Source organism: Coleofasciculus sp. H7-2, from assembly GCF_042747725.1.
In the GTDB taxonomy this organism is placed as follows: domain Bacteria; phylum Cyanobacteriota; class Cyanobacteriia; order Cyanobacteriales; family FACHB-T130; genus FACHB-T130.
Map to the genome: position 1 here is coordinate 1 of NZ_JBHZGO010000101.1, position 23,574 is coordinate 23,574.

General features: G+C 45.7%; 23 protein-coding genes. 12 read left to right on the forward strand and 11 right to left on the reverse strand.

Annotated features, from left to right (window positions below):
- Positions 1-250: 250 nt before the first annotated feature.
- Both ACFW2W_RS20130 and ACFW2W_RS20135 read right to left on the reverse strand, forming a co-directional pair.
- A complete protein-coding gene (locus ACFW2W_RS20130; RefSeq protein ID WP_378182266.1) occupies positions 251-1,210 on the reverse strand; it encodes a putative 2-dehydropantoate 2-reductase in 960 nt (319 codons plus the stop codon).
- Positions 1,211-1,216: 6 nt separating this feature from the next.
- Positions 1,217-1,393, reverse strand: coding sequence for a hypothetical protein (locus tag ACFW2W_RS20135; protein ID WP_378182269.1), 177 nt, complete (start codon positions 1,391-1,393; stop codon positions 1,217-1,219).
- A 108-nt stretch (positions 1,394-1,501) separates the two neighbouring features.
- On the opposite strand from ACFW2W_RS20135, the gene ACFW2W_RS20140 reads away from it, so the two are divergent.
- Both ACFW2W_RS20140 and ACFW2W_RS20145 read left to right on the forward strand, forming a co-directional pair.
- Complete coding sequence (locus ACFW2W_RS20140; protein WP_378182272.1) at positions 1,502-2,482, forward strand: ABC transporter ATP-binding protein; 981 nt, start codon at positions 1,502-1,504, stop codon at positions 2,480-2,482.
- A gap of 392 nt (positions 2,483-2,874) precedes the next feature.
- Positions 2,875-3,291: a fasciclin domain-containing protein gene (locus ACFW2W_RS20145; protein ID WP_378182275.1), complete on the forward strand. Its 417-nt coding sequence runs from the start codon at positions 2,875-2,877 to the stop codon at positions 3,289-3,291.
- Positions 3,292-3,449: 158 nt separating this feature from the next.
- Here ACFW2W_RS20145 and ACFW2W_RS20150 read toward each other — a convergent pair whose 3' ends face one another.
- Positions 3,450-4,910, reverse strand: coding sequence for a glycoside hydrolase family 13 protein (locus ACFW2W_RS20150; protein ID WP_378182278.1), 1,461 nt, complete (start codon positions 4,908-4,910; stop codon positions 3,450-3,452).
- Between the two features lie 141 nt (positions 4,911-5,051).
- On the reverse strand, positions 5,052-5,441 hold the full coding sequence (locus tag ACFW2W_RS20155; protein ID WP_378182281.1) for a CU044_2847 family protein: 390 nt from the start codon (positions 5,439-5,441) through the stop codon (positions 5,052-5,054).
- A 133-nt stretch (positions 5,442-5,574) separates the two neighbouring features.
- Here ACFW2W_RS20155 and ACFW2W_RS20160 point away from each other — a divergent pair, with 133 nt between their 5' ends.
- Entirely contained in the window at positions 5,575-6,711 is a 1,137-nt protein-coding gene (locus ACFW2W_RS20160; protein ID WP_378182284.1) for a hypothetical protein, read from the forward strand.
- Between the two features lie 158 nt (positions 6,712-6,869).
- On the opposite strand, the gene ACFW2W_RS20165 is transcribed toward ACFW2W_RS20160, so the two are convergent.
- Positions 6,870-8,063, reverse strand: a complete 1,194-nt coding sequence (locus ACFW2W_RS20165) for a trypsin-like serine peptidase (protein WP_378182287.1) — start codon at positions 8,061-8,063, stop codon at positions 6,870-6,872.
- Here ACFW2W_RS20165 and ACFW2W_RS20170 point away from each other — a divergent pair.
- On the forward strand, positions 8,032-10,101 hold the full coding sequence (locus ACFW2W_RS20170; RefSeq protein WP_378182290.1) for a pentapeptide repeat-containing protein: 2,070 nt from the start codon (positions 8,032-8,034) through the stop codon (positions 10,099-10,101). The two genes, ACFW2W_RS20165 and ACFW2W_RS20170, sit on opposite strands and share 32 nt — an antisense overlap.
- Before the next feature lie 333 nt (positions 10,102-10,434).
- On the forward strand, positions 10,435-10,833 hold the full coding sequence (locus tag ACFW2W_RS20175; RefSeq protein WP_378182293.1) for a response regulator transcription factor: 399 nt from the start codon (positions 10,435-10,437) through the stop codon (positions 10,831-10,833).
- A 77-nt stretch (positions 10,834-10,910) separates the two neighbouring features.
- Here the strand turns inward: ACFW2W_RS20175 and ACFW2W_RS20180 are convergent, their stop codons facing one another.
- Together ACFW2W_RS20180 and ACFW2W_RS20185 are read right to left on the reverse strand one after the other, a co-directional pair.
- On the reverse strand, positions 10,911-11,093 hold the full coding sequence (locus ACFW2W_RS20180) for a hypothetical protein (RefSeq protein ID WP_190410508.1): 183 nt from the start codon (positions 11,091-11,093) through the stop codon (positions 10,911-10,913).
- Positions 11,094-11,135: 42 nt separating this feature from the next.
- Positions 11,136-11,396: a hypothetical protein gene (locus ACFW2W_RS20185; RefSeq protein WP_378182297.1), complete on the reverse strand. Its 261-nt coding sequence runs from the start codon at positions 11,394-11,396 to the stop codon at positions 11,136-11,138.
- A 300-nt stretch (positions 11,397-11,696) separates the two neighbouring features.
- Between ACFW2W_RS20185 and ACFW2W_RS20190 the strand changes: the two genes are divergently transcribed.
- Complete coding sequence (locus tag ACFW2W_RS20190) at positions 11,697-12,242, forward strand: DUF2854 domain-containing protein (RefSeq protein WP_378182300.1); 546 nt, start codon at positions 11,697-11,699, stop codon at positions 12,240-12,242.
- A gap of 25 nt (positions 12,243-12,267) precedes the next feature.
- On the opposite strand, the gene ACFW2W_RS20195 is transcribed toward ACFW2W_RS20190, so the two are convergent.
- The 3 genes from ACFW2W_RS20195 to ACFW2W_RS20205 form a co-directional block, all read right to left on the reverse strand.
- Positions 12,268-12,525: a chlororespiratory reduction protein 7 gene (locus tag ACFW2W_RS20195; RefSeq protein WP_378183016.1), complete on the reverse strand. Its 258-nt coding sequence runs from the start codon at positions 12,523-12,525 to the stop codon at positions 12,268-12,270.
- A gap of 469 nt (positions 12,526-12,994) precedes the next feature.
- The gene (locus tag ACFW2W_RS20200) at positions 12,995-13,492 is read right to left on the reverse strand and encodes an Hsp20/alpha crystallin family protein (protein ID WP_378182303.1); all 498 of its coding nucleotides are present in this window, start codon (positions 13,490-13,492) and stop codon (positions 12,995-12,997) included.
- A 258-nt stretch (positions 13,493-13,750) separates the two neighbouring features.
- Positions 13,751-14,284: an Hsp20/alpha crystallin family protein gene (locus tag ACFW2W_RS20205; RefSeq protein ID WP_378182306.1), complete on the reverse strand. Its 534-nt coding sequence runs from the start codon at positions 14,282-14,284 to the stop codon at positions 13,751-13,753.
- Positions 14,285-14,588: 304 nt separating this feature from the next.
- Between ACFW2W_RS20205 and psaC the strand changes: the two genes are divergently transcribed.
- The 3 genes from psaC to ACFW2W_RS20220 all read left to right on the forward strand — a co-directional run bounded on the left by psaC (position 14,589) and on the right by ACFW2W_RS20220 (position 18,166).
- Positions 14,589-14,837, forward strand: coding sequence for a photosystem I iron-sulfur center protein PsaC (psaC, locus tag ACFW2W_RS20210; protein ID WP_089128523.1), 249 nt, complete (start codon positions 14,589-14,591; stop codon positions 14,835-14,837).
- A 184-nt stretch (positions 14,838-15,021) separates the two neighbouring features.
- On the forward strand, positions 15,022-17,175 hold the full coding sequence (glmS, locus tag ACFW2W_RS20215; RefSeq protein ID WP_378182309.1) for a glutamine--fructose-6-phosphate transaminase (isomerizing): 2,154 nt from the start codon (positions 15,022-15,024) through the stop codon (positions 17,173-17,175).
- Positions 17,176-17,356: 181 nt separating this feature from the next.
- Positions 17,357-18,166, forward strand: a complete 810-nt coding sequence (locus tag ACFW2W_RS20220) for a class I SAM-dependent methyltransferase (RefSeq protein WP_378182312.1) — start codon at positions 17,357-17,359, stop codon at positions 18,164-18,166.
- 35 nt (positions 18,167-18,201) lie between these two features.
- On the opposite strand, the gene dxr is transcribed toward ACFW2W_RS20220, so the two are convergent.
- Positions 18,202-19,398 carry a 1-deoxy-D-xylulose-5-phosphate reductoisomerase gene (dxr, locus tag ACFW2W_RS20225; protein WP_378182315.1) on the reverse strand — a complete coding sequence of 399 codons (1,197 nt, stop codon included), beginning with the start codon at positions 19,396-19,398 and terminating at the stop codon, positions 18,202-18,204.
- 175 nt (positions 19,399-19,573) lie between these two features.
- On the opposite strand from dxr, the gene ACFW2W_RS20230 reads away from it, so the two are divergent.
- The 3 genes from ACFW2W_RS20230 to ACFW2W_RS20240 all read left to right on the forward strand — a co-directional run bounded on the left by ACFW2W_RS20230 (position 19,574) and on the right by ACFW2W_RS20240 (position 23,347).
- A complete protein-coding gene (locus ACFW2W_RS20230; RefSeq protein WP_378182318.1) occupies positions 19,574-20,863 on the forward strand; it encodes a mannosyltransferase family protein in 1,290 nt (429 codons plus the stop codon).
- A gap of 378 nt (positions 20,864-21,241) precedes the next feature.
- On the forward strand, positions 21,242-22,645 hold the full coding sequence (locus tag ACFW2W_RS20235; RefSeq protein ID WP_378182321.1) for a DUF2079 domain-containing protein: 1,404 nt from the start codon (positions 21,242-21,244) through the stop codon (positions 22,643-22,645).
- Positions 22,646-22,675: 30 nt separating this feature from the next.
- Positions 22,676-23,347: an acetoacetate decarboxylase family protein gene (locus ACFW2W_RS20240; protein ID WP_378182324.1), complete on the forward strand. Its 672-nt coding sequence runs from the start codon at positions 22,676-22,678 to the stop codon at positions 23,345-23,347.
- Positions 23,348-23,574: the final 227 nt, after the last annotated feature.

Here is a 23,574-nt window from a genome sequence, read left to right on the forward strand (position 1 = left end):
GAAACCCAACACGCATAAGCATTTGTTGGGTTTCGTTCCTCAACCCAACCTACTAGCTACTCAACCCAACCTACGCAGATTTTGAATTTTTAGCTCTAAATGAACCGTATTGGGTTTTAGCTGTTCAACCTTTCAATTGCTCTTTGAGTTTGTCGTCAAGGAGATGGGGAATTATCAAGTTAAAAATTTCCAATTCCCACCTTTTCTTACCTGCTCTAAACAGAAAAACGTAACTAATATACCCAGCAACTTACAACTGCTTGGTATAAGTTTTGATGCGATTTCTAGCATCCAAAAACTTTAGCTGCTGGTAAAGCATCGCAATTTTCGGCAAATCAACACCTGCTGCTTGTGCAGTTCGTAGGGGATTGCCGAACATGGTTTCCACCTCTAGAGGACGCCCTTCGTCATAGTCTATTTTCATGCTAGTGCGGTACGGCTTCATCTTTGCCGTATGATCGAGCATCTTTTCGACAAAGCTATCAGGAATTATCCGACCAACGGCAGATGCACCTGCCAACACTTCACCCATCAACTGCTCGGCTAATAATCGAGTGTGAAAATCGCTCATCAGCTCATCTGTTGTGGCGTCAAGAACCACAGAAAGCCCGTTATATGGGATATTCCACACCAGTTTCTGCCAACGAGCAAATAGCAAGTCTTCAGCAAGTTGGATAGGGATGTCAGCACTTTCAAAGTCGCTGGCAATCTGACGCATTCGCTCGGTAATCCCGCCGGATTGATAATCGGGAGTATATTCGCCAAGTGTAATCGCTTTATAGTCAAGGTGGCGGATGTGTCCTGGTCCCACTTTATAAGAACAGAGAAAGCATAAGCCTCCCATCACTCGTTCCGAACCAACAATTTTGGCGACTTTCTCTTCAACGCCTAGACCATTTTGCAGCACCAAGACAACACCATCATCCTTGATCGCAAATGGCAGCATTTCAGGTAGCAGGTGGTTTTGGGTCGTTTTCAGCGCCACAACCACCACATCGCAAGGTGGCATCTTGCCAGCGTTAGGGTAGGCGTTAACGTGGGGGAGGGTAAAATCGCCATCTGGGGACTCAATGACTAAACCCTGTTGCCAGACGTGTTCGTAATCGCTGTGCAACAGGAAGTGGACATTCAGCCCCGCTCGTTGTAGTTTAGCTCCGTAGTAGCCCCCCAGCGCTCCTGTTCCGAGGATGGCGTAACTCCGATTAGACATTGCTCTCTAAAAAAGCTGAATCGCGGATATTTGGGCAACTTGCACGACTGGCGGTAGTTGACTTTGGGGTGCGGGTATCATTTCACCCCGGAAATCTAGTAACTGAACAAGCAGCAGATAAGCGATCGCTAGAATTATAGAAATTGCCCCAGCGATAATTGCCACAATCTTTGAGCGTTCCATCAGTTCCCTCGTAACATTACTCATTCCATTTTCTATCTTGAACTGACACGATCGGCAAAATAGAGAATCAATAATATTGTAGAGAATGCGATCGCTTGCCGAACTAATATGAATTCTGTTGAAGATAAGTCAGGGGAATCGATTACAGTTTACCGTCAGCCGGTAGTACAGACTTTTGAACTGCGAAAGGTTTATCGCAGCGGATTTTGGCTGAATCAAAAAATCGAATCTCTCAAAAGCTGCACGCTGTCTGTGTTTCAGGGGGAAACGTTTGGGCTGCTAGGACCGAATGGTGCTGGGAAAACGACGCTGTTGAAGACGCTCTTGGGAATTGTACGTCCTACGGGTGGACGAGGGGTACTTCTGGGAAAACCTTTGGGCGATCGCGAAGTTAAACAACGCATCGGCTATCTACCAGAAAACGCCTATTTCTACGACTTTCTCACTGGCTGGGAGTTTTTGCAATTTACTGCTGGATTATTTCAGATCCCGAAATCAGTGCAGCGTCAACGCATTCCCCAACTACTGGAATTAGTCGGATTGGCTCAATCTGCTGCCCGTAAAAAGCAGATGCGTCAGTATTCTAAAGGGATGCTGCAACGAGTAGGCATGGCTCAAGCGCTGATTAACGATCCAGAACTGGTATTTTTGGATGAGCCGATGTCGGGTCTTGACCCAATGGGGCGCTACCAGATGCGAGAGATTATTCTATCCCTGAAAGAGCAGGGAAAGACCATTTTCTTTAATAGCCATATTTTAGCGGAAGTGGAGCAGATATGCGATCGCGTCGCTATCCTCGCCCAAGGTGAACTGATTTGCGTCGGCTCCCTCGATGAACTCCTTGGCATCGCTGAATCCTACCACGTCAGAGGCAAAGGCGGGAACCTGGAGGTTCTCAAACGCTGGATACCCGATTTAGCATTTGAGCATAATGGCTGGCACGGTCACTTACAAGGCGAACCCCAAGAGTTTCTGGCTAGCCTCCGTCTGATGAGTGCCCATCTGACGACAATGAACCTATCCCGTCCTTCTCTGGAAGACTTTTTTATTCAGCAGCTACAACAACGTGGCATTCGTTCCAGTAGTTGAGTGGCAATTCCAACCAAATTTCAGACTTGAGGTAGGCAAGCAAAAAAGATGTATGGGCATAGGCAACCAGCTTATACCCATTCATTTTTTAACCGCTATACTTAAGCTTCTTGTTAGCCCTTTGTGCAAGGGGGATTGGGGGATCTGATCGGGACTTACGCAAAGCTTATACATATAGCATTTTGTAGGGGCAATCCCCCTGTGGTTGCCCCTAGATGTCGCGCAAGTTGCGTAAGTCCTGCGATCGGTGGCTGCACAAAAGTGAAATGGGATTAAATTGGTAGCTGTGTTAACCTACAAGCGATCGCGCCTTCAATACTTTTGAAGGATGCACTGCAACTCTTCTAGCGAGTATCTCTAAACAGGACACTCACTTAAAATCATCGAAACGCATGGCTGACCTTGTAGAAACTGCCGCCAACGAAGGATCTTTCAAGACTCTGGTTACTGCTATTGAGGCTGCTGGTCTGTTAGAGATTCTCAAGAGTCCGGGGCCGTTTACTGTCTTTGCCCCAACCGACGAAGCGTTTGCCAAAATTCCAGCGAATACAATTGCTTCTTGGATGGAGAACATCCCCAAGCTGAAGCAAATTTTAACCTATCACGTCCTGTTTGGGGATGTTAGAACCGATAACTTCGTCGAGATAGATTCCGCTGAGACAGTTGAAGGCGGCATTGTGGGGATTGATAGCACCGACGACGGCTTCAAAGTGAATGACGCTAAGGTGCTGAAAACAGATATCCTTACCGATAACGGTGTCATCCATGTCATTGATTCTGTACTTGTACCGTCGATACTGTCTAAATAGACACTGTTCGCTGCCCTTGCCTTCTGTCTAAAGACATAACTCATTGACCTAAAACCTGGCGATTAAGTAGGTCACGCTAACCCTAATTTGCTGACATAAAGAGGCACCTTTGCAAAGGTGCCTTCTTTTGATTTAGGCGATCGCCTGGTTGAATCAGCTCAACCTAGGATGCATCCACTACGCGGTGGCAAATGCAAGGACAGATGGTTAGATTCTCCCTCACTACTCCATGACACCTCAGCAGTGCCATATAATTGCTGATGAGGCTGGGATTGTAATCCCGCCACCTCAAAACTCAGATGATCTGCCGGTGCCGTCCCCACGTTAACGGCAACAATCAGTTCCTCATCTCCTAATTTTCGGGCAAAGACGTAAACCGTTCCTTCAGCAAACAGAACGTGGTAAGAACCTGTACGCAAGGCTGGATATTCGTGACGCAGGGCGATGAGTTGCTTGTGATAATCTAGAACATCACGCTCCCAGTGGGCTTCCATCGGAAAGCCTCGGCGCGAGTCGGGATCGAGTTTTCCCGGTAATCCCACTTCATCTCCGTAGTAGACGCTGGGCGCACCGGGATAAGTTAATAGCAGCAATGTTGCTAGTTGAACACTCTCCTTGTCGCCGCCAGCAATGGAAATCAGCCGCGCCGTATCGTGACTAGCTAACAAATTCAACTGTGTCAGTTGAATATCCCACGGGTATAGTTCCAACAATTGCTGGATTTTTTCGCCATATTCGGCGGCGAACAGCGGTGGGTAAGGATGGTAAGAACGATCTTTCACTTGCTCCATATCTACGCGATCGCCTGCGGCAAAAGCAATTGTCGGTGCAGCAAATAGATAGTTCATCACCCCGTCAAACTGAGTCCCATCCAGCCATTCGCGGGAATCTCCCCAGACTTCCCCCACGATATAAGCTTCTGGGTTAATGGCTTTCACGCGATCGCGGAATTCTTGCCAAAATCCATCAGCCTTAATCTCAAACGGCACATCCAACCGCCAACCATCAACGCCGAACTTAATCCAATATTCGGCAATCTCCATAATATATTCCCGCACTTCAGGATTTTCATGGTTGAACACTGGCAACGCCCGATTTCCATCCCAACCCTCATAGTTAGCCGGAAACTCGCCGTTATAGGGGGATACAGGCCATTCGTGAATCTTAAACCAATCCAGCCAAGGCGAATTGGGGCCATTTTCCAGAACATCGTGGAAGAAGAAAAAGCCCCGACTAGAGTGATTAAACACCCCATCCAGCACCACCTTAATATTCCGTTCGTGGGCAGCTTCTAGCAATTCCCGAAAAGCGCCATTCCCCCCCAACATCGGATCGACTTGGTAATAGTCGTGAGTATGATAGCGGTGATTGCTAGCCGATTGAAAAATGGGCGTAAAGTAAATTGCATTAATTCCTAGATCCTGCAAGTAATCCATCTGTTCTATCACCCCCCACAAATCGCCGCCCTTGTACCCCTGCAGCGTCGGCATTTCGTGCCAATCTTCCCAACGCATATTCTTCAAAAGCCGCTTGTGAGGCTGCTTAGTTTTAGCAAAGCGATCCGGAAAAATCTGGTAAAAAACCGCGTGCTTAACCCAATCTGGCGTCTGTATCTGCATGAATAACTCCCTCTCCACAACCAACACGGTACAAAGGCTGGCAGCTTTCGGGTTCTACCCTCTGGGTGAAACTCAGGGATGATTTAGCCCAGATTGCAAGTTTTCAGAGAAAGTCAGGTTTCTGTTTTCAGTTGTTGTGCTTTAGGACACTGAATTTGGCGGCGGCGAACCAAGTTTTGATTTATCGGAAAACTTACACTTCACCTCAATTTCCAAATTGCTTTCTGCCTTGCCTTCAGTAATGTAAGGGATGCCCGCTGAACCACCCAGTTTCATGCCAAATTTCAGCGTCACCTCCTCAATCTCAGCGGCACCGAAGTCTTTAAAAGCACTGATGGCATACATCGCATAGCCCCGAATCATCTGCCGCGCTTGCTGCATGCTCACTACAGCATTATCTCGAATCCCGTATTCTTCTCGACCTCTTCCCTGTACCTCTGAAGTAGGTGATACTGAAGTGACAGATGAGTCAATGTAAATGTCGTAAGTTTGGCCATCTGCTTCAAAGACCAGACGTTGCAGTTCAGACATGGCTGTTTGAGTTAAAGTTTGTATGGGTTAGAGGCTGTTTTTGGAAGGCTGAGTTATTCTAGTGTTTCAATTAACACAGCCCTTAATGGTGCCTGTCAACTAACTTTAGTATTTGAAACTCAGGTTCTGCTAGATGGCTCGATATGCGCTTGTTATTGGAATTGCGGAGTATCAAACTCCCCTCCTGCCCTGCCTTCAGAAAACGACGAGTGATGCTGAAGCTGTAGGGCAGCTATTAGAGCAATATGGTAATTTCCAGGAAGTGAAACGACTACCTGCACGTTGGAACTCTGATAAGAACTGCTATGAGATGGTAGCAGGGGGAGTCACCGGTGCTGAGTTGGGTAAAACCTTACGACACTTTTTGCTAGAGCAGGCTGCAAATAGCGAGGCACTAATATACTTTACAGGTCACGGTATCACTGTCTCCGATTCTTTAGGGCAAACAGAGGGATACTTAGCCACTTCAGATTGCACGATCGAGATGGAGGGTAATCAAGTTGTTGAGCAAAGGCGTGGGATTGCTCTTGACAGCCTCAATAATCTCATCCGTGCTTCTCAGCTAAATAGCCTGGTAGTGCTACTCGATTGTTGTCATGGCGGATATTTTCTAGAACGCAATCTAGTAGAACAAACGCTTACCGCCTTCAGTTCGCACAAGGATTACTATTTGATTACAGCCTGTCGAGGCTTTGAAAAAGCTTATGGAGGTGAGCAGCACAGTTTATTCACAGGAGCCATCGTCAACGGTTTGTCACCAGAAAATGCTGGAGACGATGGGCAGATTAGTGGCGATCGCCTGTTTGACCACATTCGTAAAGAACTAAAAGGCTCAGGACAGGAACCCATCCGCATGGGCTGGGGACGCTCCATTCCCTTAGTCACATATCCCGCTAGCAATCAGTCGTCCGTTGCTACACCTGAACCAGTCCACCCTTTAAATAATTACTCCTTTAACATAGTGTCAGATGCTACTGTCACCAACTTTGCGGGGACTGGACAAGTTGTCAACAATGAAGCACCTAACCAAATCCGCAACATAACTTTTAATTCCTCTAGTTCTCAAACAACAAATTCTTCAGTCACGCAGCGTCGGTGTCAAAGTCTTTCCAAGCAACTAGATTATGCCCTCGAACTTCTAGAAGACTATGAACAACAAGAAAGACTTACAAGTGACCCAAAAGAACGCCAAATAGCCAAAGTCGAACAAGAGCGACTGCGGCAAAAGATTGATAATTATGAACAAGAAATCAAAAATTTGAGGTGTTGAAGTACAAAAAACAACGTTAGGTAGCTAAGTGTAAGTAGCTTGAACTGGATTATTATCAGCCTTTTTTTCTTCTGTATTAACAAAAGCGTTGAGGAAATTTTGAATCTTTTCAGCTCTGGGATCTAGCCCCTGCTTGGCCAGATTATCCTTTTCAAACTCTACTTGATAGTCTTCTTTTTTTTCTTTAAATCTTTGACAATTTCACAAGTTCTTATACCCTGCTCTACCTCTATTTCCAAAGTAGAATCATCTTTGGTCTTTGCTACTGCCGCATGATGTAAAGCTACTAATTCCCATTGTTGATTAAATACTGGGCTACCAGAAGAACTAAAATCAGCATCAGCTTGATATTGTATAAATTTTTCATAAATATTAGTAACTCGATTACTAGAAAGAATGACTTGCTTGCGCTTTCCTTTTGGATGCTGAATGATGTTAACTGGCTCTCCTTCCATACTTTGCCCTTGCGGAATTTTTAGCTGAAATCCTTTTGCTTGAAGTTCTGCAACTTTTTTATCATCTATAGGTGGTGCGATGTTTATAGATTTTTCATCTAAAGTAATCCAGCCAAAATAATAGCCTGCTTTCCCTAAATTAGATAATTTTATATCTTGAGGTCTGTCTTGTAATTTAACTAAGGTATAATCTAATTCTTCATTAGTTTCAAAAAAACCTTCTGAATCAAGTTTGTATTGTATAGGAGAGATTTTGCGTCCAAGAACATCTTGGTCATACCCAAATTCGGCTATACACTCATCACATACTTCCTTACTAGGAAGTACGTGATTGTTGGTCATTAAGTAGCTGCTTCCAACTAAAAATCCTGTTGCCACTGGAATAGGTAGCAGTTTTCTAAAGCGTTCTGTATCTTTAAGTGCATTTGATGGACGTGCTTCATCAACTCCCTGAAAAAAATTCTCGGCAAAATCTTGTCCCTTCTCGGACATCGAAAATATTTCCTCTAGTTCTGGTCTAAGGAATATTTTGTCTTTGCTCTGATTCTCTAATTGCTTTTCAAGCTCAAAAATTGCCTCCACTAGATCTTTCCCGGTTGAATCAGAAAAGTCTTGAACCAGTCGGCATACAGCAGCACCTCGCCTTAACCCTAGTTCTAGAAAGGAAAATGGTATAAAATCAGGAGTTCCAAAAACTGCACTAATGAGCGATGCACGATCGGGATCAAAACGCGAATTTACAATTTCTACTAGCTTAGCATCAGCAATGGCATCAACAGGATAATTTTCCCCAGGCTCAGATGGTATAGCACTTAATCTTAATCTTCCTCTAAAGATTATTGGAAGAAATCTAGTTTGTATTAATTTGTCACGCCAAGGAGTTACAGTAATACTCATAATTTTATTTTTAACTAAAACATTACTTGGTGAAATTAAGATGCCCTCTAACAGCTCAAAGCGAATTATTTATTCGGGACAAAACATCCAAGGCTGGCATTTTTCTCAAGAATCTTTACAGCCAGAACTGCGTAACATTATTGCTGGGCAGCCGCTTCTGGTAAAAGCTTGGCTACTTATAGTTGTAGCTATTTTATGTATAACATCTGGTATTATATCTAGCTTTTTTGGAGCATATACTTTTCTTTACATAACTTTACAGCCTGATTCATTCTGGATTGAGATTTTGTGGATGATTCTGGTAGTTATTGCTTGGATTATTACTACTATTCGTGGAAATGTAGCTAGAGGCCTGTTAGTAGCATCAATAGTTTTTTTTATAGCGTTATTGATAACAGCTTTAGTGGCAAAGCTTGAATTACTGCCAAGTTATGATAAACATATTTCTTCAGCTATCGATCATAGTATTCAAAATATGATTGTGACTCCTTTGGGAATAGTTTTTGCGATTATAAGCCTAATTTCCGGAAGTTTAGCTATTGCTTTAATTTCTACTTCATTTAAAAGAAATAAAAATCTGCTTCAAGCAACCTGGTTTCTCATTATTATGATTACTTCACTAACTACAAGTATTACCTCAGATTTTTCTGAGATTGTAGACAACAAAACAAGAGAACCCACTATTACTGTGAAACATATATCTACCTTGGGCGGCACAATTTCAAGTTTTGGTGTAATAGCAGTCAGTGTAATAGCCACAAATTTAAGTAAGAAATACCTTAGTCAATTCGAGTTTTTGCGAAATTGGGCGATCGCAGTCAGCTCTTGGGGCAGTACATCATTTTATGACTTAGACCTGAGTGGTATTGATTTTACTGAAGCAAAGTTAGCAAATACTGATTTACGGACGCGAAAATTGTACCGGACTTGTCTACAAGGAGTAACTGGACTAGATAGGGCTAGAGTTGATAATCGATACCTGGATTTGACCAACCCAAAAGTACAGAAACTGCTAACTCATGGATGTAGTGAAGATACAGACTTTAGCCGACTCAACTTGCAAGGGGCATATGTGCGAAATGCAGATATGCGGCACTTTAAGCTGATAGAGACCAACTTGAACGGAGCAGATTTACAGGGTGCCGATCTACGGGGGAGTATTTTAGTTCGCGCTCAGGTTACAGGAGTTGACTTTACCAGGGCTATTTTAACTGGAATTTGTATTGAGGATTGGAGTGTCAATAACCAAACTTGTTTTGCAACGGTTGAATGTGATTATATCTACCGAAGATTAGATGATAAGGGGGAGCCAACCGATCGCTATCCAGTAGGACGAAACTTTGAAGCCGGGGAATTTGAAGCTCTGTTTCAAGAAGTGGGCAATGTAGTTGAGTTAGTTTTTAAGGAAGGTGTAAACTGGCGTGCTTTGAGCTTCACACTCCGCAAATTTCAGTTGGAGGATGAGGGATTAGACTTGGAACTGAAGGGTGTTGAGCAACGGGGAGACTTGTGGGTGGTTAAAGTTACTCACAAAGAGGGAGTTCCTAGGCAACAGGTGGAAGAACGTGTCAATGCAATTTACGACGAAATTCATAGTCTACTGACTACCAAAGAACAGCAGATTAACAAGCTTTTAGGCATTGCAGCAGATCAGGCAGAAGCATTAAAAGAATCCAGTAAAAGACCTTTTGGTAATAGTTTTTTCATTGTTGGCAGTACGATTACAAACCTTGCCGGGTCTGGGCAAATTGATTATGACGAAGCTTCTAGTAAGATTCGCAGTATCGTTGCTAATGGCGGCGATCCAGCGCAAGTCACTCCAGTCGTTCAAAGCCTATTGGAGCAATTACAAAGACAAAGTGTTGCTAATACTGCAAATCAACAAGCAGAACTGATTCAACAAATAATCCTGACGGAAGCTAGAAAAGATCCTTTTTTCAAACAATTTTTTGTTCAACAAGGACAGCAAATTGCTGATGCTATGCCAGAGAGCGCGATCGCCACAGCCATCCGAGAAGCGAAGGCCCAACTAAGCTAGCAGCCATTAGAAGTAATTAAGGAGCGCGATCGCACTCTCTACTCAATCAACAGGGCGATCGCTCTTTTAGCCTATCCCTCCAGGTGGAGAGGACAGCCCGAAAAAGTCTTGGTATCCTAGAGAGCGAATGGCTGAAACTTAAGAGCGATATTGGCACATACACATAAAAACTAAAATTTTGAATTTCTTTATAAATATTTAAACTTTAGGAAAATATCGGCTTTGTTTGGAGGTAAAATGAGTATTTCTTGCAGCAGTTCGCTCGGACGATAGAGGGACTTTTGTATCATATGCCCCTACACTAGAACCGTCAGATGATATAGTTATCCTCTTATGTTGTCCTGTCAGCACCCCCTTCTCCGTGTTCTTGTTGTTGATGACCACGAGCTGACTCGTTTTAGCCTGAAATTAGCATTCCAGAGTCAGGCGAACATCGAGTTAGTTGGACTGGCTAGTAACGGTCAAGAAGCCATTGAGATGGTCGAGCGTCACCGCCCTGATGTGATTATTCTCGATCTACAAATGCCAGTATTAGACGGTTTGAGCGCATCTACCCAGATCAAGCACATCGATCCACACACTCAGATTATTGCCTATTCCTCAGTCGAAGACCCGCAGATTGAGGTGATGAGCCAAACTGCCAGAATTGATGCTTTTTGTAAAAAAGACACCGCTACTCAAGAGCTGATTGCTCTAGTCACGCAGCTAGGGCAGCGGGCAGTCAGTCATTAGAAAGGGGTGCAAGTAGTGATTGGAGTCCTTGCCGTAGCCTCTTGGCTAGAGCAATCAGCTCGGCAAGGCATTAGTTTCTAATTGGCATCTGCCTCTGGGAAGGTGCGCCTAAATTCATCAATTAGGTCGTCAATTTCTTCGAGTGCCTGATTAACATCAATTCGTAGAGTTCCCAGGTTTGGTTCCTCCAGAAGCCGTACCAGCGACTCACGCTTGAGTTCAATCTGGCTAATCCATTGCTTAAGTGTTTGTGGGTCCATTGTGTGCTTCCTCGCTCGACTATTTATTTACAATAATTAATCCTAGCGAAGGAAGGGAGGACGTTTCGGATCGGCAGGCTTATTTTTAATCACTTCAGCAATAAACCGCTTCAGCGCCTTCTCTCGATTTTTCATAAAAGCCGACCAAAATCCTGGTTGAAACTCATCCATTGTTTTGGCTAAAGCCCAAACATCTACAGCCAGGATGTTATAAAGCGTTTCATCTTCCTGCTTCAGCGTTTTGAGCTGGTCTAGGATGGCTTTACTCTTTTTTGTAGTCCCGGAATTGTCTTCTTGAATCATTTTATTATCTCAGTTATGAATTGATGGCAGCGGACAACAGCGACTTATTTTGATAATACGGGTTTCTTTTGTAACCGCCCTAAGTTACGAATTGCCGTTGGTTGATGCGCTACTTTACAGATTCTGCACTCATTCGTCAAGGGCTATGAAATTAGTGAGACTTCTTCAGCTTCGTGCTTCCCAATCGTGACCCAAAGCGATGCACATAATTTTAACGAAAGTCCCACCCGTAGTAGAGATGTTACCCAGTGCCAAGGATAATAAAGCTGAAGAGATTGTAAATTGGGTATCCTAATTAAAATGTTACGTCAAACTTCTTTGGGAACGTTGGGTTTAAGTGTGGGTGGCGTTTTATTTTTGGCGGGACTTGTCGCTTACGTTACCGACAACCCGACGCTGAATCTGGCAGGATTCTTCTATGGAATTCCCCTGTTGCTGGGAGGGCTTGCCCTCAAAGCCTCAGAACTTACGCCCGTACCGTTCACGCAACCCACTTCCAAGGACATACTGGCACTCCGAGAACAGCAAGCAACTACGACTCAAAACCAAATTCGTCTAGATGTCACCCGCTATCGCTACGGTCAAGATGCTCATCTCGATAGCTCTTTGAGTCGCTTGGGTCTGAGTCCAACCGACGAAGAAAGACCTGTGCTTACAGGATTACACGAAACTGCGATCGCTGGGGCTTACACTTTAGTATTGGAATTTGAGTCGCCGCTCATTCCTCTGGAAATTTGGCAACAGAAGCTGGAGAAAATAGAGGGGTTTTTTGGCCCTGGTGTGCGCGTAACCCTGTCTCAACCTGCTGAACAACGTGTTGACGTGGCGCTAATTGCTACACCCTAAACGTAGGGGCACAGGAACTCCGCTTTTATTTTTCTAAACGCACGACATACCACTGTAAAAATTGTCCTGGCTCCATATCTAATTCGCAGGACGTTTCTAGCAGGTATTGAGCTTGAGCTTCTACTGAGGGAAATTTTTGCAAATCTGGCGGTAGGTTATCTTGACGAGTTGCCAAAATTGCCTTCAGTTTTTCTAACATTTCTGCGGGAGTGAGGAATTGCTCTGGTTGGTTGGGTTCCAGAACAACGAAGGCATCTTGCCGATACATCAAGGAATCTGGCATTTTGAGTTTTTTCCCAAAGAACACATCTTGCACAAGTGTATCGCTCTTGACGGTAGCCAAAAAGATGGCATTGTCCAATTAGGAGATGGTTTTTTTGTAGGGGCAATCTAAATGGGGGATTGTCTGTAGAATAACTATCTTTTTCAAGGTGCAATGCAAAAAAATAGCCGCTGAGTGGAGGGTTGGGATTCCTCATATCTTGCACCTACGCTGTTAACCCGCCAGCGATTCAAATCACTGGCTAATAGCTGAAGTCCATTAAAATGGACTGAAACTCTTTATTAGTCCTCTGAAGAGGACTTTCGCTATAAGCTGTGGAACTTGAGTTCCGGGCGGGTTGTCGGGTTGGTGCAAGATATCAGGATTCCACTGAAGACGACTCAGCGGTTAGATGATTAAATTAGGCTATTATTCTCTTACCCAGGCTCAAGACCCTTCGGGAGGGCAAGATTAGTTAACGCTGGCGTGGTTAGCTTGGCTGAGTTGACTGACTGGTCAATTCTGGAGTAGCGCTGGTGCGATCGCCTAAATTTAGTTTGACGACGGTACGCCGCGCTTCCGTGACTTTAGGCAGGGTCAACGTCAGGATGCCATTCTGGAAGTCAGCCTTGGCTTGCTCGTTCTGAATGGGCACTGGCAGAGGAATCACGCGCTGGAAACTACCATAGCGGAACTCGGAGCGGAAGAAGCCTTTTTCTTCGTTCTTGTTCTCAAACCGATGTTCGCCGCTAATGGCGATGGCTTCACGAGTAATTTGGACATCAATGTCCTTGCCTTCTACGCCAGGAATTTCAGCCCGTAGGATCAGATGGTCTTCAGTGTCTTGGAGTTCAATGGCAGGCTTCCAACTTGTGCTGTACTGGCGAGAAGCTGAGCGATCGCTTCCGGCAAGTTCATCAAACATTTGATCCATTTGACGACGCAGGGTTTCCATTTCTGGGAAAGATTGCCAACGAATCAGTGCCATAAATCAGTTACCTCCAATTTGCAGTGACTAAATGCTTGAATTGAAATCTGTTCAATGGGATGAAGCTTTTAGTTCCCACATTTTTATAATGTCAAAGCAGTCCGGTTGCGTCAGTGAGGAAAACCGAATGGTCTTTTAGGGGATTTTCCCGACTTCTGGGAGAATGCCAAAAAATAACCGCTGAGTTGCTGACGCTCAGCGGTTGAGTCGTTAGACTAAAAAATCTTAGCTGCTACCATCGACCCAAAATCATCTGAATTAATCCCAGACACTAGCGGGTTCGGCAACCTGAGTGGCTTCGGGATTCTTCGCATCAGCAACGGGTGCGTCGGTGACTTCTGGAGTCGCGCTGGTGGTATCTGCTAGATTGAGCTTGACGACGGTACGCCGCGCTTGGGTGACTTTAGGCAGCGTCAACGTCAGGATGCCATCCTTAAATTCAGCCTTGGCTTGCTCGTTCTGAATCGCAACTGGCAGAGGAATCAGGCGCTGGAAATTTCCGTAACGGAACTCAGAACGGACGTAACCGCCTTCTTGTTCTTTCTTTTCGTAGCGGCGATCGCCCGTAATGACCACCGCTTCACGAGAAAGGCGGATATCAAGGTCTTTGGCTTCGATGCCAGGAATTTGCGCCCGCAGGATCAGGCTGTCCTCTGTATCTTGCAGCTCAATCGCAGGCTTCCAGCTTATTAGAGCATCCCGATTAACGCTTGCCAGTTCGTCAAACATTCGATCCATTTGACGACGCAGGGTTTCCATTTCTTGAAAAGGTTGCCAACGAATCAATGCCATAGTAGGTTCCCCAGGGTTAAAACTTGTCTGTTGCGAAAGCTTGAATTGAATTTTGTGCAACTGAGTTAAGCCTTTCGTTCACACTTCTTTATGATGTCGAAGGCAACCTAGCTTTGCCGGTGAGGCAAACCGCCTTGAGACAGAGGGATTTCACCGCCTCTGTGGGAAAGTCGCAATTAGGGGCAATCTATTACAGAGTTTGAAGTTCTGTGGCCTTTTGCAGAGGCGTCTATGCGCCTGCGGTAAACTAAGCCTTGATTCTAGTGTCATTAGTAGAGAACACTCAGAAAGGAGCCGTTTTTCGATGTCTCATACCGTTAAAATCTATGACACCTGCATTGGATGCACCCAATGCGTTCGCGCTTGCCCAACGGACGTCCTAGAGATGGTGCCCTGGGATGGCTGTAAAGCTCAACAGATTGCCTCATCTCCTCGGACTGAAGATTGTGTAGGTTGCAAGCGGTGCGAAACTGCCTGTCCAACCGACTTTTTGAGTATCCGGGTTTATTTGAGCAATGCTGAAACTACTCGCAGCATGGGCTTGGCATACTAACAAGCTGGCTTGAAAACACTTTTTATCATTCCGATTCCAAGGCATCGAGGGGGCAAATTGCTCCCTCTTTTTTTGCGGAACAAGAGCGCGATCGCCCGTAACCAATACAATGTTGTTGACCTTGACGTTCCTGGGATAGCCCAGTAGCTCTTTAGATTAAGTGCGAACAGGAGTGTTGTGATATATGTGCGGAATCGTTGGCTATATTGGCACTCAAGCGGCGACAGAAATTTTGCTGGCAGGCTTGGAAAAACTGGAGTATCGGGGCTACGATTCTGCCGGTATCGCCACAGTCTTGGAAGGTGACATCCACTGCGTGCGGGCAAAGGGCAAACTCTACAACCTGCGCGAAAAGCTACAACGAGAAGTCAATCCGGCGACGATTGGCATCGGACACACCCGCTGGGCGACTCACGGCAAGCCAGAAGAATACAACGCCCATCCCCACACGGATACGGCTAAGCGAATCGCGGTGGTACAAAACGGGATTATTGAAAATTATCGGGAGTTGCGAGAAGAACTCAAAGCCAAGGGACACGAGTTTCGCTCAGATACCGATACCGAGGTGATTCCCCACTTAATCGCCGAACTAATGGCACAGCAAGCGCAGCAAGCAGCGGCGACAGCTCAACCGTTTCCGTTTTTAGAGGCTGTGCGGCAGGCGGTGACGAAAACCGGGACGGATACGGAGTTAATCCCCCAGTTAATCGCTGAACTAATCGGACAGCAAGTACACAACTCAGCTTCTACACCTCAACAGTTTCCGTTTTTAGAGGCGGTGCGGCAAGCGGTGACGAAGGCGGGGACGGATACGGAGTTAATCCCGCAATTAATGGCTGAAGTGATGGCACAGCAAATACAGAACTCAGCGGTGACAAGTCAGCATTCTCCCTTTTTAGAAGTGGTACGGCAGGCGGTGAATAAACTGGAGGGAGCGTTTGCGATCGCGGTTATCTGTGCCGACTATCCCGATGAATTGATTGTGGCACGGCAACAAGCTCCCCTCACCATTGGTTTCGGTCAAGGAGAATTTTTCTGCGCCTCTGATACCCCTGCACTGGTTCCCCACACTCGTGCCGTCCTGACGCTGGAAAATGGCGAACTGGCACGAATGACGCCGATTGGCGTTGAGGTGTACAATTTTGCAGGCGATAGGCTCAAAAAAAGTCCCCGGACGCTGAGTTGGAATCCCGTACAGGTAGAAAAACAGGGATTCAAGCACTTTATGCTCAAGGAAATTTATGAGCAACCGGGAGTGGTTCGCGCTTGTTTAGAAGCTTACCTGAACGCGGATTGGAACGCCGACTCCGATCGATCTCCCATTAAACTGAATTTACCCGCGTCACTGTACGAGAATTTAGAACACGTTCAAATTCTTGCCTGCGGTACCAGTTGGCACGCCGGACTGGTGGGTAAATACCTGCTGGAACAGTTAGCGGGAATTCCTACCATCGTGCAGTATGCCTCTGAGTTTCGCTATGCACCCGCGCCTCTAACTGCCAATACGCTGACAATTGGCGTGACCCAATCTGGAGAAACAGCGGATACGCTGGCGGCTTTGGCAATGGAATCCCAGCGTCGTGCCAGTCAGCCGCCCCAATTTCAGACGCGATTGCTAGGGATTACCAATCGCCCAGAAAGCACTTTGGGGACGATGGTGCCGCAGATTATCGAAACCCACGCGGGGATTGAAATTGGAGTAGCGGCGACTAAAACCTTTGTTGCCCAACTGATGGCGTTTTACTGTTTGGCGCTGGATTTAGCTTATCGGCGTCAGACAGTATCGGCAATTCGGTTAGAGCAAATTCTAATTGGCTTGCGGCAGTTGCCAGCGCAGATTGAACTGATTTTAGAAAGTCAGGAGCGCTATATTGAACATCTGACTCACGATTTTGCCGAAACTAAAGATTTTATCTTTTTAGGACGGGGGATTAATTTCCCGATTGCCTTGGAAGGGGCGCTGAAATTGAAAGAAATCAGCTATATCCACGCCGAAGGTTATCCCGCTGGAGAGATGAAACACGGCCCGATTGCACTGTTGGATGCTAAAGTTCCCGTAGTAGCGATCGCCATGCCGGGGACTGTCTACGAAAAAGTCCTCTCTAATGCCCAGGAAGCGAAGGCGCGGGATTCCCGCTTGATTGGCGTGACGCCGATGAATGACCCAGAAGCAGCGGAAACATTTGATGATTTGTTACCCGTTCCTGCTGTGGAAGAGTTACTTTCTCCCATACTCACAGTAATTCCGTTGCAACTGTTGGCTTATCACATTGCGGCGCTTCGCGGCTTAGATGTAGATCAGCCTCGGAATTTGGCGAAGTCGGTGACAGTGGAATAAGCTGTTATAGCAATCCTTTTTTGTTGTACAAGGAGAATAAAGTTCGCGTAGGGAATGGTTGAGGAACGAAACCCAACAAAACATAAGCATTTGTTGGGTTTCGTTCCTCAACTGCGGTTCTTTTTTTTACCAATCAAATTAGGACTACTATACTCCCATAAATTACCAATTTCATTGAATTATGAATAGTTACAAGCAACAGGTAATTGAACTTTACAATTCTAGAACTACCTACGATTGTGAAGAAGGAACTCGCCATCCACTTGAAGCCAATCTCCTACTTGAATTTGTCCCAATTCAGAAGAGAGATAAAATCCTTGATGTTGCTACTGGAACGGGTTTATTAGCAATTCCTGCTGCTCAGAAAGTGGGTTCGGAAGGCAATGTTATTGGCATAGATATGTCTCCGGGAATGCTCCATCAAGCCAAACTTAAAGTTGAAGCAGCTTCCTTACAAAACATCGAGTTGATTGAGGCAGATGCAGAATCTATCAACTTTAATGATAGTTGTTTTGATGCTATCTTTTGCTGTGAGGCAATTGTACTTTTCACTGATATTCCTGCTAGTTTGCAAAGGTGGTATCGCTTCCTGAAAACAGGAGGGTTTGGGGCATTTACTTGTCCTCCCGAAACAGCTTATATGGGAGCTGTTTACAGGAATATCTGCGTTAGAGTATTGGGCATATCGCTACCACACATCCTCGAAACACTCGGTACTCCAGAAAAGTGCCACAATTTGCTACAACAGGCAGGTTTTAGAGATATCGAGATCAAAATTGAGCCGTCTGGACGGTATCGCCATCTAAGGGATGACGAATTATCTTGGAAGGGACTTAATTTAGGTTTTAAAGGCAATCCGCTGTTGGCAAAACTATCACAGTCACAATTAGATCAACTGCAAGTTGAGTACAGAGCAGAAATTGATAAACTAGCAACTGATAAAGGAGTCTGGGAAGATACTACAAAATTCTTTGTTCGTGGTAGAAAATGAGTTGGTGAGCGATAGAAGGAAGACCAGGAAATACGCTAACGAACTACTGCGGCGCTACTACCTTTGTGCAACTGCTGACTCACCTCAAGTGCTTCCTGTCTTGCCCATTTGTCTGCGGCAATGATGTCATCGAGATTAGGAGTTGAGCGGTTGTGAGAAGAGAAGCGATCGCAAACTGATTCGATGCAACGGGGAATATCCAAAAATTGAATTTTTTCTTCTAAAAATAGCGCCACTGCCTGTTCGTTCGCCGCATTCAAGACAGCAGGCATCGAACCACCCGCACGACCCGCCGCATACGCTAACTGCATACAGGGATACTTGTCGTGGTCGGGTTCCTTGAAAGTGAGATTCCCAGCTTTCACCAAATCTAACGGTTCCCAGTCGGTATAGATTCGCTCAGGCCAGGATAGGGCATAGAGTAGCGGCAAACGCATATCAGGCCAACCCAACTGAGCTAAGACTGACGTATCTTGCAACTCAATCAGCGAGTGAATAATACTTTGGGGATGGATGACAATCTCGATGCCATCGTAATCCATGCCAAAGAGGAAGTGCGCCTCAATCACTTCCAGCCCCTTATTCATCAACGTGGCAGAGTCGATGGTTATTTTGCGACCCATCGACCAATTGGGATGCTTCAGGGCGTCTGCAACCGTGACTGAGCCTAATTTCTCGACAGGCAAATCGCGGAAGGCACCGCCAGAAGCCGTGAGCAGAATTCGTCGCAAGCCGCCTTTAGGGACGCCTTGGAGACACTGAAAAATTGCCGAATGTTCGGAGTCCGCTGGCAACAGCTTCACGCCGTGTTTCTCTACCAGCGGCAGCACCACTGGGCCACCAGCAATCAAAGTTTCCTTATTCGCCAAAGCAATATCTTTCCCGGCTTCAATCGCGGCAATGGTCGGTAATAACCCCGCACAGCCGACAATTCCGGTGACGACAGTTTCCGCATTGCCGTAGCGGGCGACTTCAATTACCCCAGTTTCCCCAGCTAGCAGGATTGGTTGGGGATCGAGGTCTGCGATCGCCTCTTTCAGTTCAGACAATTTGTCTTCTTGACAGATGGCGGCAATTTCCGGTCGGAACTGCCGAATCTGTGCGGCAAGCATTGGCACGTTGCGCCCTGCTGCCAACCCCACGATTCTGAACTTTTCCGGGTTTTGAGCCACAATATCTAGCGTCTGAGTCCCGATAGAGCCAGTGGAGCCAAGGAGAGTAATCGCTTTCACAATTGTTTAAGGATTCAGGGGCAATTCCACTATAAATTGCTTGGGGTTCATCCTTAACATCTCAGCTGAGCGGATTGATAAAGATCGCGGTATTATTACTCACCATAAGCCATCAATGGGTGGTTGGGTGAGTGTCAATAAGTAAGATTGGGAAGCTCAATTGAGTGGGGCATCTATGCAAAAATACGCTGCAACGGTGGAAGCCACTGCTGTTGAAAAGAAAGAGATAGGGGCGAATGGATTCGTCTTTGCAACGGCAATGTGGCTATGCAGCCGACTTGTAATTGCGATCGCCATGATGGTAATTGCGCCTGCACTTCCAAGTCCCTCAAATGTTATGCCTACACTTGGCTGGGGAGTTTTTGACGGCTGGGATAGCATCCATTATCGAGCGATCGCTATCTCTGGTTATGAATACGCCAATGATGGACAAGGACATAACGTTGCCTTTTTCCCCGTTTTGCCTTTACTCATCCGGGGACTGATGACCCTCGGCTTGCCGTTTGAAGTGGCAGGCACGCTGGTAAATAATTTGGCATTATTAGGAGCGATCGCCCTTGTATACTTTTGGGTCGAAGAACGTCATGGTAAAAGTGCTGCACGGTGGGCAAGTGCGGTGTTGGCTTGGTGTCCGTTTTCCCTCTTTGGAACGGTAATTTACACGGAAGGACTATTTTTATTCTTCAGCACTGCGGCTTTACGAGCCTTTGATAAACGCCAATATACCTGGTTATCCCTGTGCGGTGCATTAGCAACTGCCACCCGTCCCACCGGAATCGCACTCATCCCCGCCTTTTTGATTGTGGCATGGAAAGAACGCAGACCCCTTATCGCCTACGTTGCCAGTCTCGCAACTGCTGGAGGATTGCTTCTATTTAGTTTGTATTGCTGGATTCAGTTTGCAGACCCCTTAGCGTTTATTCACGCACAGCGAGGATGGCGACCTTCAGTCGGGTTTGATTGGCAGGGTTGGTGGAAAATGCTGATGCAAATTTCGATTGGCACGGCAAATTGGAAGTATGGCGGGATTAAAGATCCTTGGCATCCGCTGCTATTTTTAATCATTGTTGGCTGTGGCTATTTACTGTGGCGATTCCGTCAAAAATTAGGTTCGGTTAAGGTGGGATACGGCTTTTGTGTTTTATGGTTAATTTTGTGGTTACAAGCAGGCGATCCGTTGATTAATACGGTTTCGTTATTGGGGGGTGGCTACTTGTTATGGCACTTCCGCACTCAACTCAGTTTAGTGACCGTAATTTATGGTTTTTGCGGTTTGGGGTTGATTTTGTCCTCCGGAGGAACCTGGTCAATTGGGCGGATTGCTTACGGCATTGTCTCACTTGCGATCGCGCTTGGTTTATTACTTTCCCGTCACCCGCGTTGGGGATATGCCACGATAGGCTTTTTTACCGTCTTACTTGTCCCTCTATCGATTCGATTTGCCCAACACCTTTGGGCAGGATAGGAAGGATTAAAGATTGACGACCGAGGATTAAAGACTGACGACCGAGAATCTAAGATTGACGACTGAAGATTAAAGACTGACGACCGAGAATCTAAGACTCACAACCGAGGATTAAAGACTCACAACCGAGGATTAAAGACTCACAACCGAGGATTAAAGACTCACAACCGAGAATCGAAGACTCACGACTGAGTATTAAAGACTAATGACCGAGTATTAAAGATTGACGACCGAGTATTAAAGACTGACGACCGAGAATCGAAGACTCACGACCGAGTATTAAAGACTGATGACCGAGGAAATAAGATATCACACAGACCTGAGAGATAACAGTTTATTTCCTCTGCGTCCTCTGCGCTTCTGCGGTAAGAACATCTTATGAAAGAAAAACTAATCAAGCCGAGTGTCCTGTCATTGATGATTGGCGCAAGTGCCGTAATGTTATTCGCGTGCAGTAGTCTACGACACTCCATGTTTCAATCGGGGGCTTATGACCTGGGAATTTATGACCAGGTGGTTTATTTAATCAGTCAAGGACAACCGCCAATTTCTTCGATTCTTGGCTTCCATCACATGGGAAACCATGCTGCTTGGGCAGTTTATCTACTGTCTTTACTGTACAAAATTTATCCAAACGTTCATTGGTTGTTAGTAGTACAAGCCGTCGCATTATCTTTAGGTGCTTTACCAATGTGGCACCTAGCGCGTCAAGCGGGATTGAAAGAATCACAAGCAATAGTAATGTCAGCAGTCTACTTGCTTTACCCGCTAATTTTTAATGCCAATTTGTTTGAATTCCACCCGGAAGTAATGGCTGTTCCCGCCTTTTTAGCAGCGGTATGGTGTGCTAGGCAAAATCGAATTGGGTGGTTTTGTATCAGCATTATTTTTATTTTGGGATGTAAAGCTGTTTTATCCCTTACTGTGGCGGCGATGGGGATTTGGCTGCTGGTGTTTGAGAAGCGGCGTTTATATGGTGCATTTGCCCTTTGTGCTGCTATCGCTTGGTTCCTAATTGCAACTCAGCTAATTATTCCATCTTTCAGCGGTAGCGAAGCAGCTGCGGTGTCACGTTACAGCTATCTCGGTAACTCAGTTCTAGATATTGCTAGAAATTTGCTGTTTAAGCCGGGGTTGATATTGGGGAGAATTTTCTCATTCAAGACACTTGAATATCTGGCGCTATTGATTTTGCCGGTAATTTGGGGACTTTCTCCTCGGCACATGACTCCTCTCGTGAGTGCGATTCCCGCTTTGGTGTTAAACATTCTTTCCGACAAACCACACCAACGCGATTTAATCCACCAATATTCTTTGCCAATTCTGCCTTTTCTGATGTTAGCTGTCATTTCCAGTCTTGCCGCCAATCGAAGTTGGTTGCGAAACAGACGGACGATAATTCTGTGGTCGATAGTGGCTTTCTTAGCATTAGGAAAGTATGGCTATTTTTGGTCAAAATATCAAAATTCCCTCGATACTTGGCAAGCAACGCGAGAAGCGATCGCTCAAGTTGAAACTAAAGGCGGTGTGTTAACCAGCAATCGGATTACACCCCATTTAACTCACCGCCAGACGATCAAATTAGTGGACGATCTGAGTCCGCCCCCTACCGATCTATCTCCTTTTGAGTATATATTGCTCAATGTGCGTTACCCAGGCGGTGCTGGCGGGACTGGTAGCCAAGAGTTTGCTGCCAAGCTGGCAAATCAACTAAAAAATACCCCAGAATTTCAATTAACCTATCAACGTGATGATGTTTATCTGTTTAGGAAAAAGTCTTAATAAAAATGAATCTGATTGCAGGAGTTAAAAATGTCATATCCAGCACCTTGGACACTGCAAGGTTACGCTATTGCAACCGTGCATTTGATAGATGTTGAGCGATCGCGTCCCTTCATCCCTCCAGAGTTAGAAATCGTCTCAGTTTTCCCTGGAAAAACCCTAGGCGGGGTTTATCTTTCCTACTACGGATCGGGTTCCGTGCTGGAGTATAGCGAATTAATTGTTATCCCAGCGATGGTCAAATATGAAGACAAATTCGGCGGTTGGGTATCCCACATCTATGTAGATAATGCAGAGTCTGTTGCTGGCGGGAGAAGCATCTGGGGACTACCGAAGGAACTCGCTAAGTTTACTTGGGAAAAAGGCGATCGCGCTGGTGTCACCGTCCGTCAAGGCGATAATTTGCTGTGCAGTCTCAGCTACACAGATGCCCTATTGCCCGTTTCTACATGGTGGCGACAGCCATTAATCGGAACTGCGTTTAGTAGCCAAAATTCCGATCTGCTTTTCTTCAAAAGTCAGTTTGAATCTCAACTGAAGGCAGTTAGTGGCAAGTTAGAAATCCCGGTAGAAAGTCCTTTTTCTCAGTTAAACTTAGGTCAGCCTTTACTAACTGTTTACTGCGACCAGATGAATTTAGTAGTCGGTGCGCCAGAAGCCGTAGGTACAACAGTCAGGGAAGCTGAATTTAGCTACAGTTAAACACTAAACTTCTGGCAAAATTCCTTGTAGTTCACAGGTTCAAACCTGAAGCTATACAAACGAAATCCGCCTACTCGGACTTCATCAACAAAGCCTGGGTCAGCAGGCTTTGTTTGTGTAACGCCAGACTTGAGTCTCCACGCAATTATACAAGAAGTAGGTTAACTCATATCTTGCACCAAAGTCATCACCCGCCCGGAAATCAATTTCCGGGTAGGTTATCGGGT

Excerpts from the sequence above, each read along its gene's own strand:
- ACFW2W_RS20130 (WP_378182266.1), bottom strand. The coding sequence starts at position 1,210 with ATGTCTAATCGGAGTTACGCCATCCTCGGAACAGGAGCGCTGGGGGGC.
- ACFW2W_RS20135 (WP_378182269.1), bottom strand. The coding sequence starts at position 1,393 with ATGGAACGCTCAAAGATTGTGGCAATTATCGCTGGGGCAATTTCTATA.
- ACFW2W_RS20140 (WP_378182272.1), top strand. The coding sequence starts at position 1,502 with ATGAATTCTGTTGAAGATAAGTCAGGGGAATCGATTACAGTTTACCGT.
- ACFW2W_RS20145 (WP_378182275.1), top strand. The coding sequence starts at position 2,875 with ATGGCTGACCTTGTAGAAACTGCCGCCAACGAAGGATCTTTCAAGACT.
- ACFW2W_RS20150 (WP_378182278.1), bottom strand. The coding sequence starts at position 4,910 with ATGCAGATACAGACGCCAGATTGGGTTAAGCACGCGGTTTTTTACCAG.
- ACFW2W_RS20155 (WP_378182281.1), bottom strand. The coding sequence starts at position 5,441 with ATGTCTGAACTGCAACGTCTGGTCTTTGAAGCAGATGGCCAAACTTAC.
- ACFW2W_RS20160 (WP_378182284.1), top strand. The coding sequence starts at position 5,575 with ATGGCTCGATATGCGCTTGTTATTGGAATTGCGGAGTATCAAACTCCC.
- ACFW2W_RS20165 (WP_378182287.1), bottom strand. The coding sequence starts at position 8,063 with ATGAGTATTACTGTAACTCCTTGGCGTGACAAATTAATACAAACTAGA.
- ACFW2W_RS20175 (WP_378182293.1), top strand. The coding sequence starts at position 10,435 with ATGTTGTCCTGTCAGCACCCCCTTCTCCGTGTTCTTGTTGTTGATGAC.
- ACFW2W_RS20180 (WP_190410508.1), bottom strand. The coding sequence starts at position 11,093 with ATGGACCCACAAACACTTAAGCAATGGATTAGCCAGATTGAACTCAAG.
- ACFW2W_RS20185 (WP_378182297.1), bottom strand. The coding sequence starts at position 11,396 with ATGATTCAAGAAGACAATTCCGGGACTACAAAAAAGAGTAAAGCCATC.
- ACFW2W_RS20190 (WP_378182300.1), top strand. The coding sequence starts at position 11,697 with ATGTTACGTCAAACTTCTTTGGGAACGTTGGGTTTAAGTGTGGGTGGC.
- ACFW2W_RS20195 (WP_378183016.1), bottom strand. The coding sequence starts at position 12,525 with ATGCCAGATTCCTTGATGTATCGGCAAGATGCCTTCGTTGTTCTGGAA.
- ACFW2W_RS20200 (WP_378182303.1), bottom strand. The coding sequence starts at position 13,492 with ATGGCACTGATTCGTTGGCAATCTTTCCCAGAAATGGAAACCCTGCGT.
- ACFW2W_RS20205 (WP_378182306.1), bottom strand. The coding sequence starts at position 14,284 with ATGGCATTGATTCGTTGGCAACCTTTTCAAGAAATGGAAACCCTGCGT.
- psaC (WP_089128523.1), top strand. The coding sequence starts at position 14,589 with ATGTCTCATACCGTTAAAATCTATGACACCTGCATTGGATGCACCCAA.
- glmS (WP_378182309.1), top strand. The coding sequence starts at position 15,022 with ATGTGCGGAATCGTTGGCTATATTGGCACTCAAGCGGCGACAGAAATT.
- ACFW2W_RS20220 (WP_378182312.1), top strand. The coding sequence starts at position 17,357 with ATGAATAGTTACAAGCAACAGGTAATTGAACTTTACAATTCTAGAACT.
- ACFW2W_RS20230 (WP_378182318.1), top strand. The coding sequence starts at position 19,574 with ATGCAAAAATACGCTGCAACGGTGGAAGCCACTGCTGTTGAAAAGAAA.
- ACFW2W_RS20235 (WP_378182321.1), top strand. The coding sequence starts at position 21,242 with ATGAAAGAAAAACTAATCAAGCCGAGTGTCCTGTCATTGATGATTGGC.
- ACFW2W_RS20240 (WP_378182324.1), top strand. The coding sequence starts at position 22,676 with ATGTCATATCCAGCACCTTGGACACTGCAAGGTTACGCTATTGCAACC.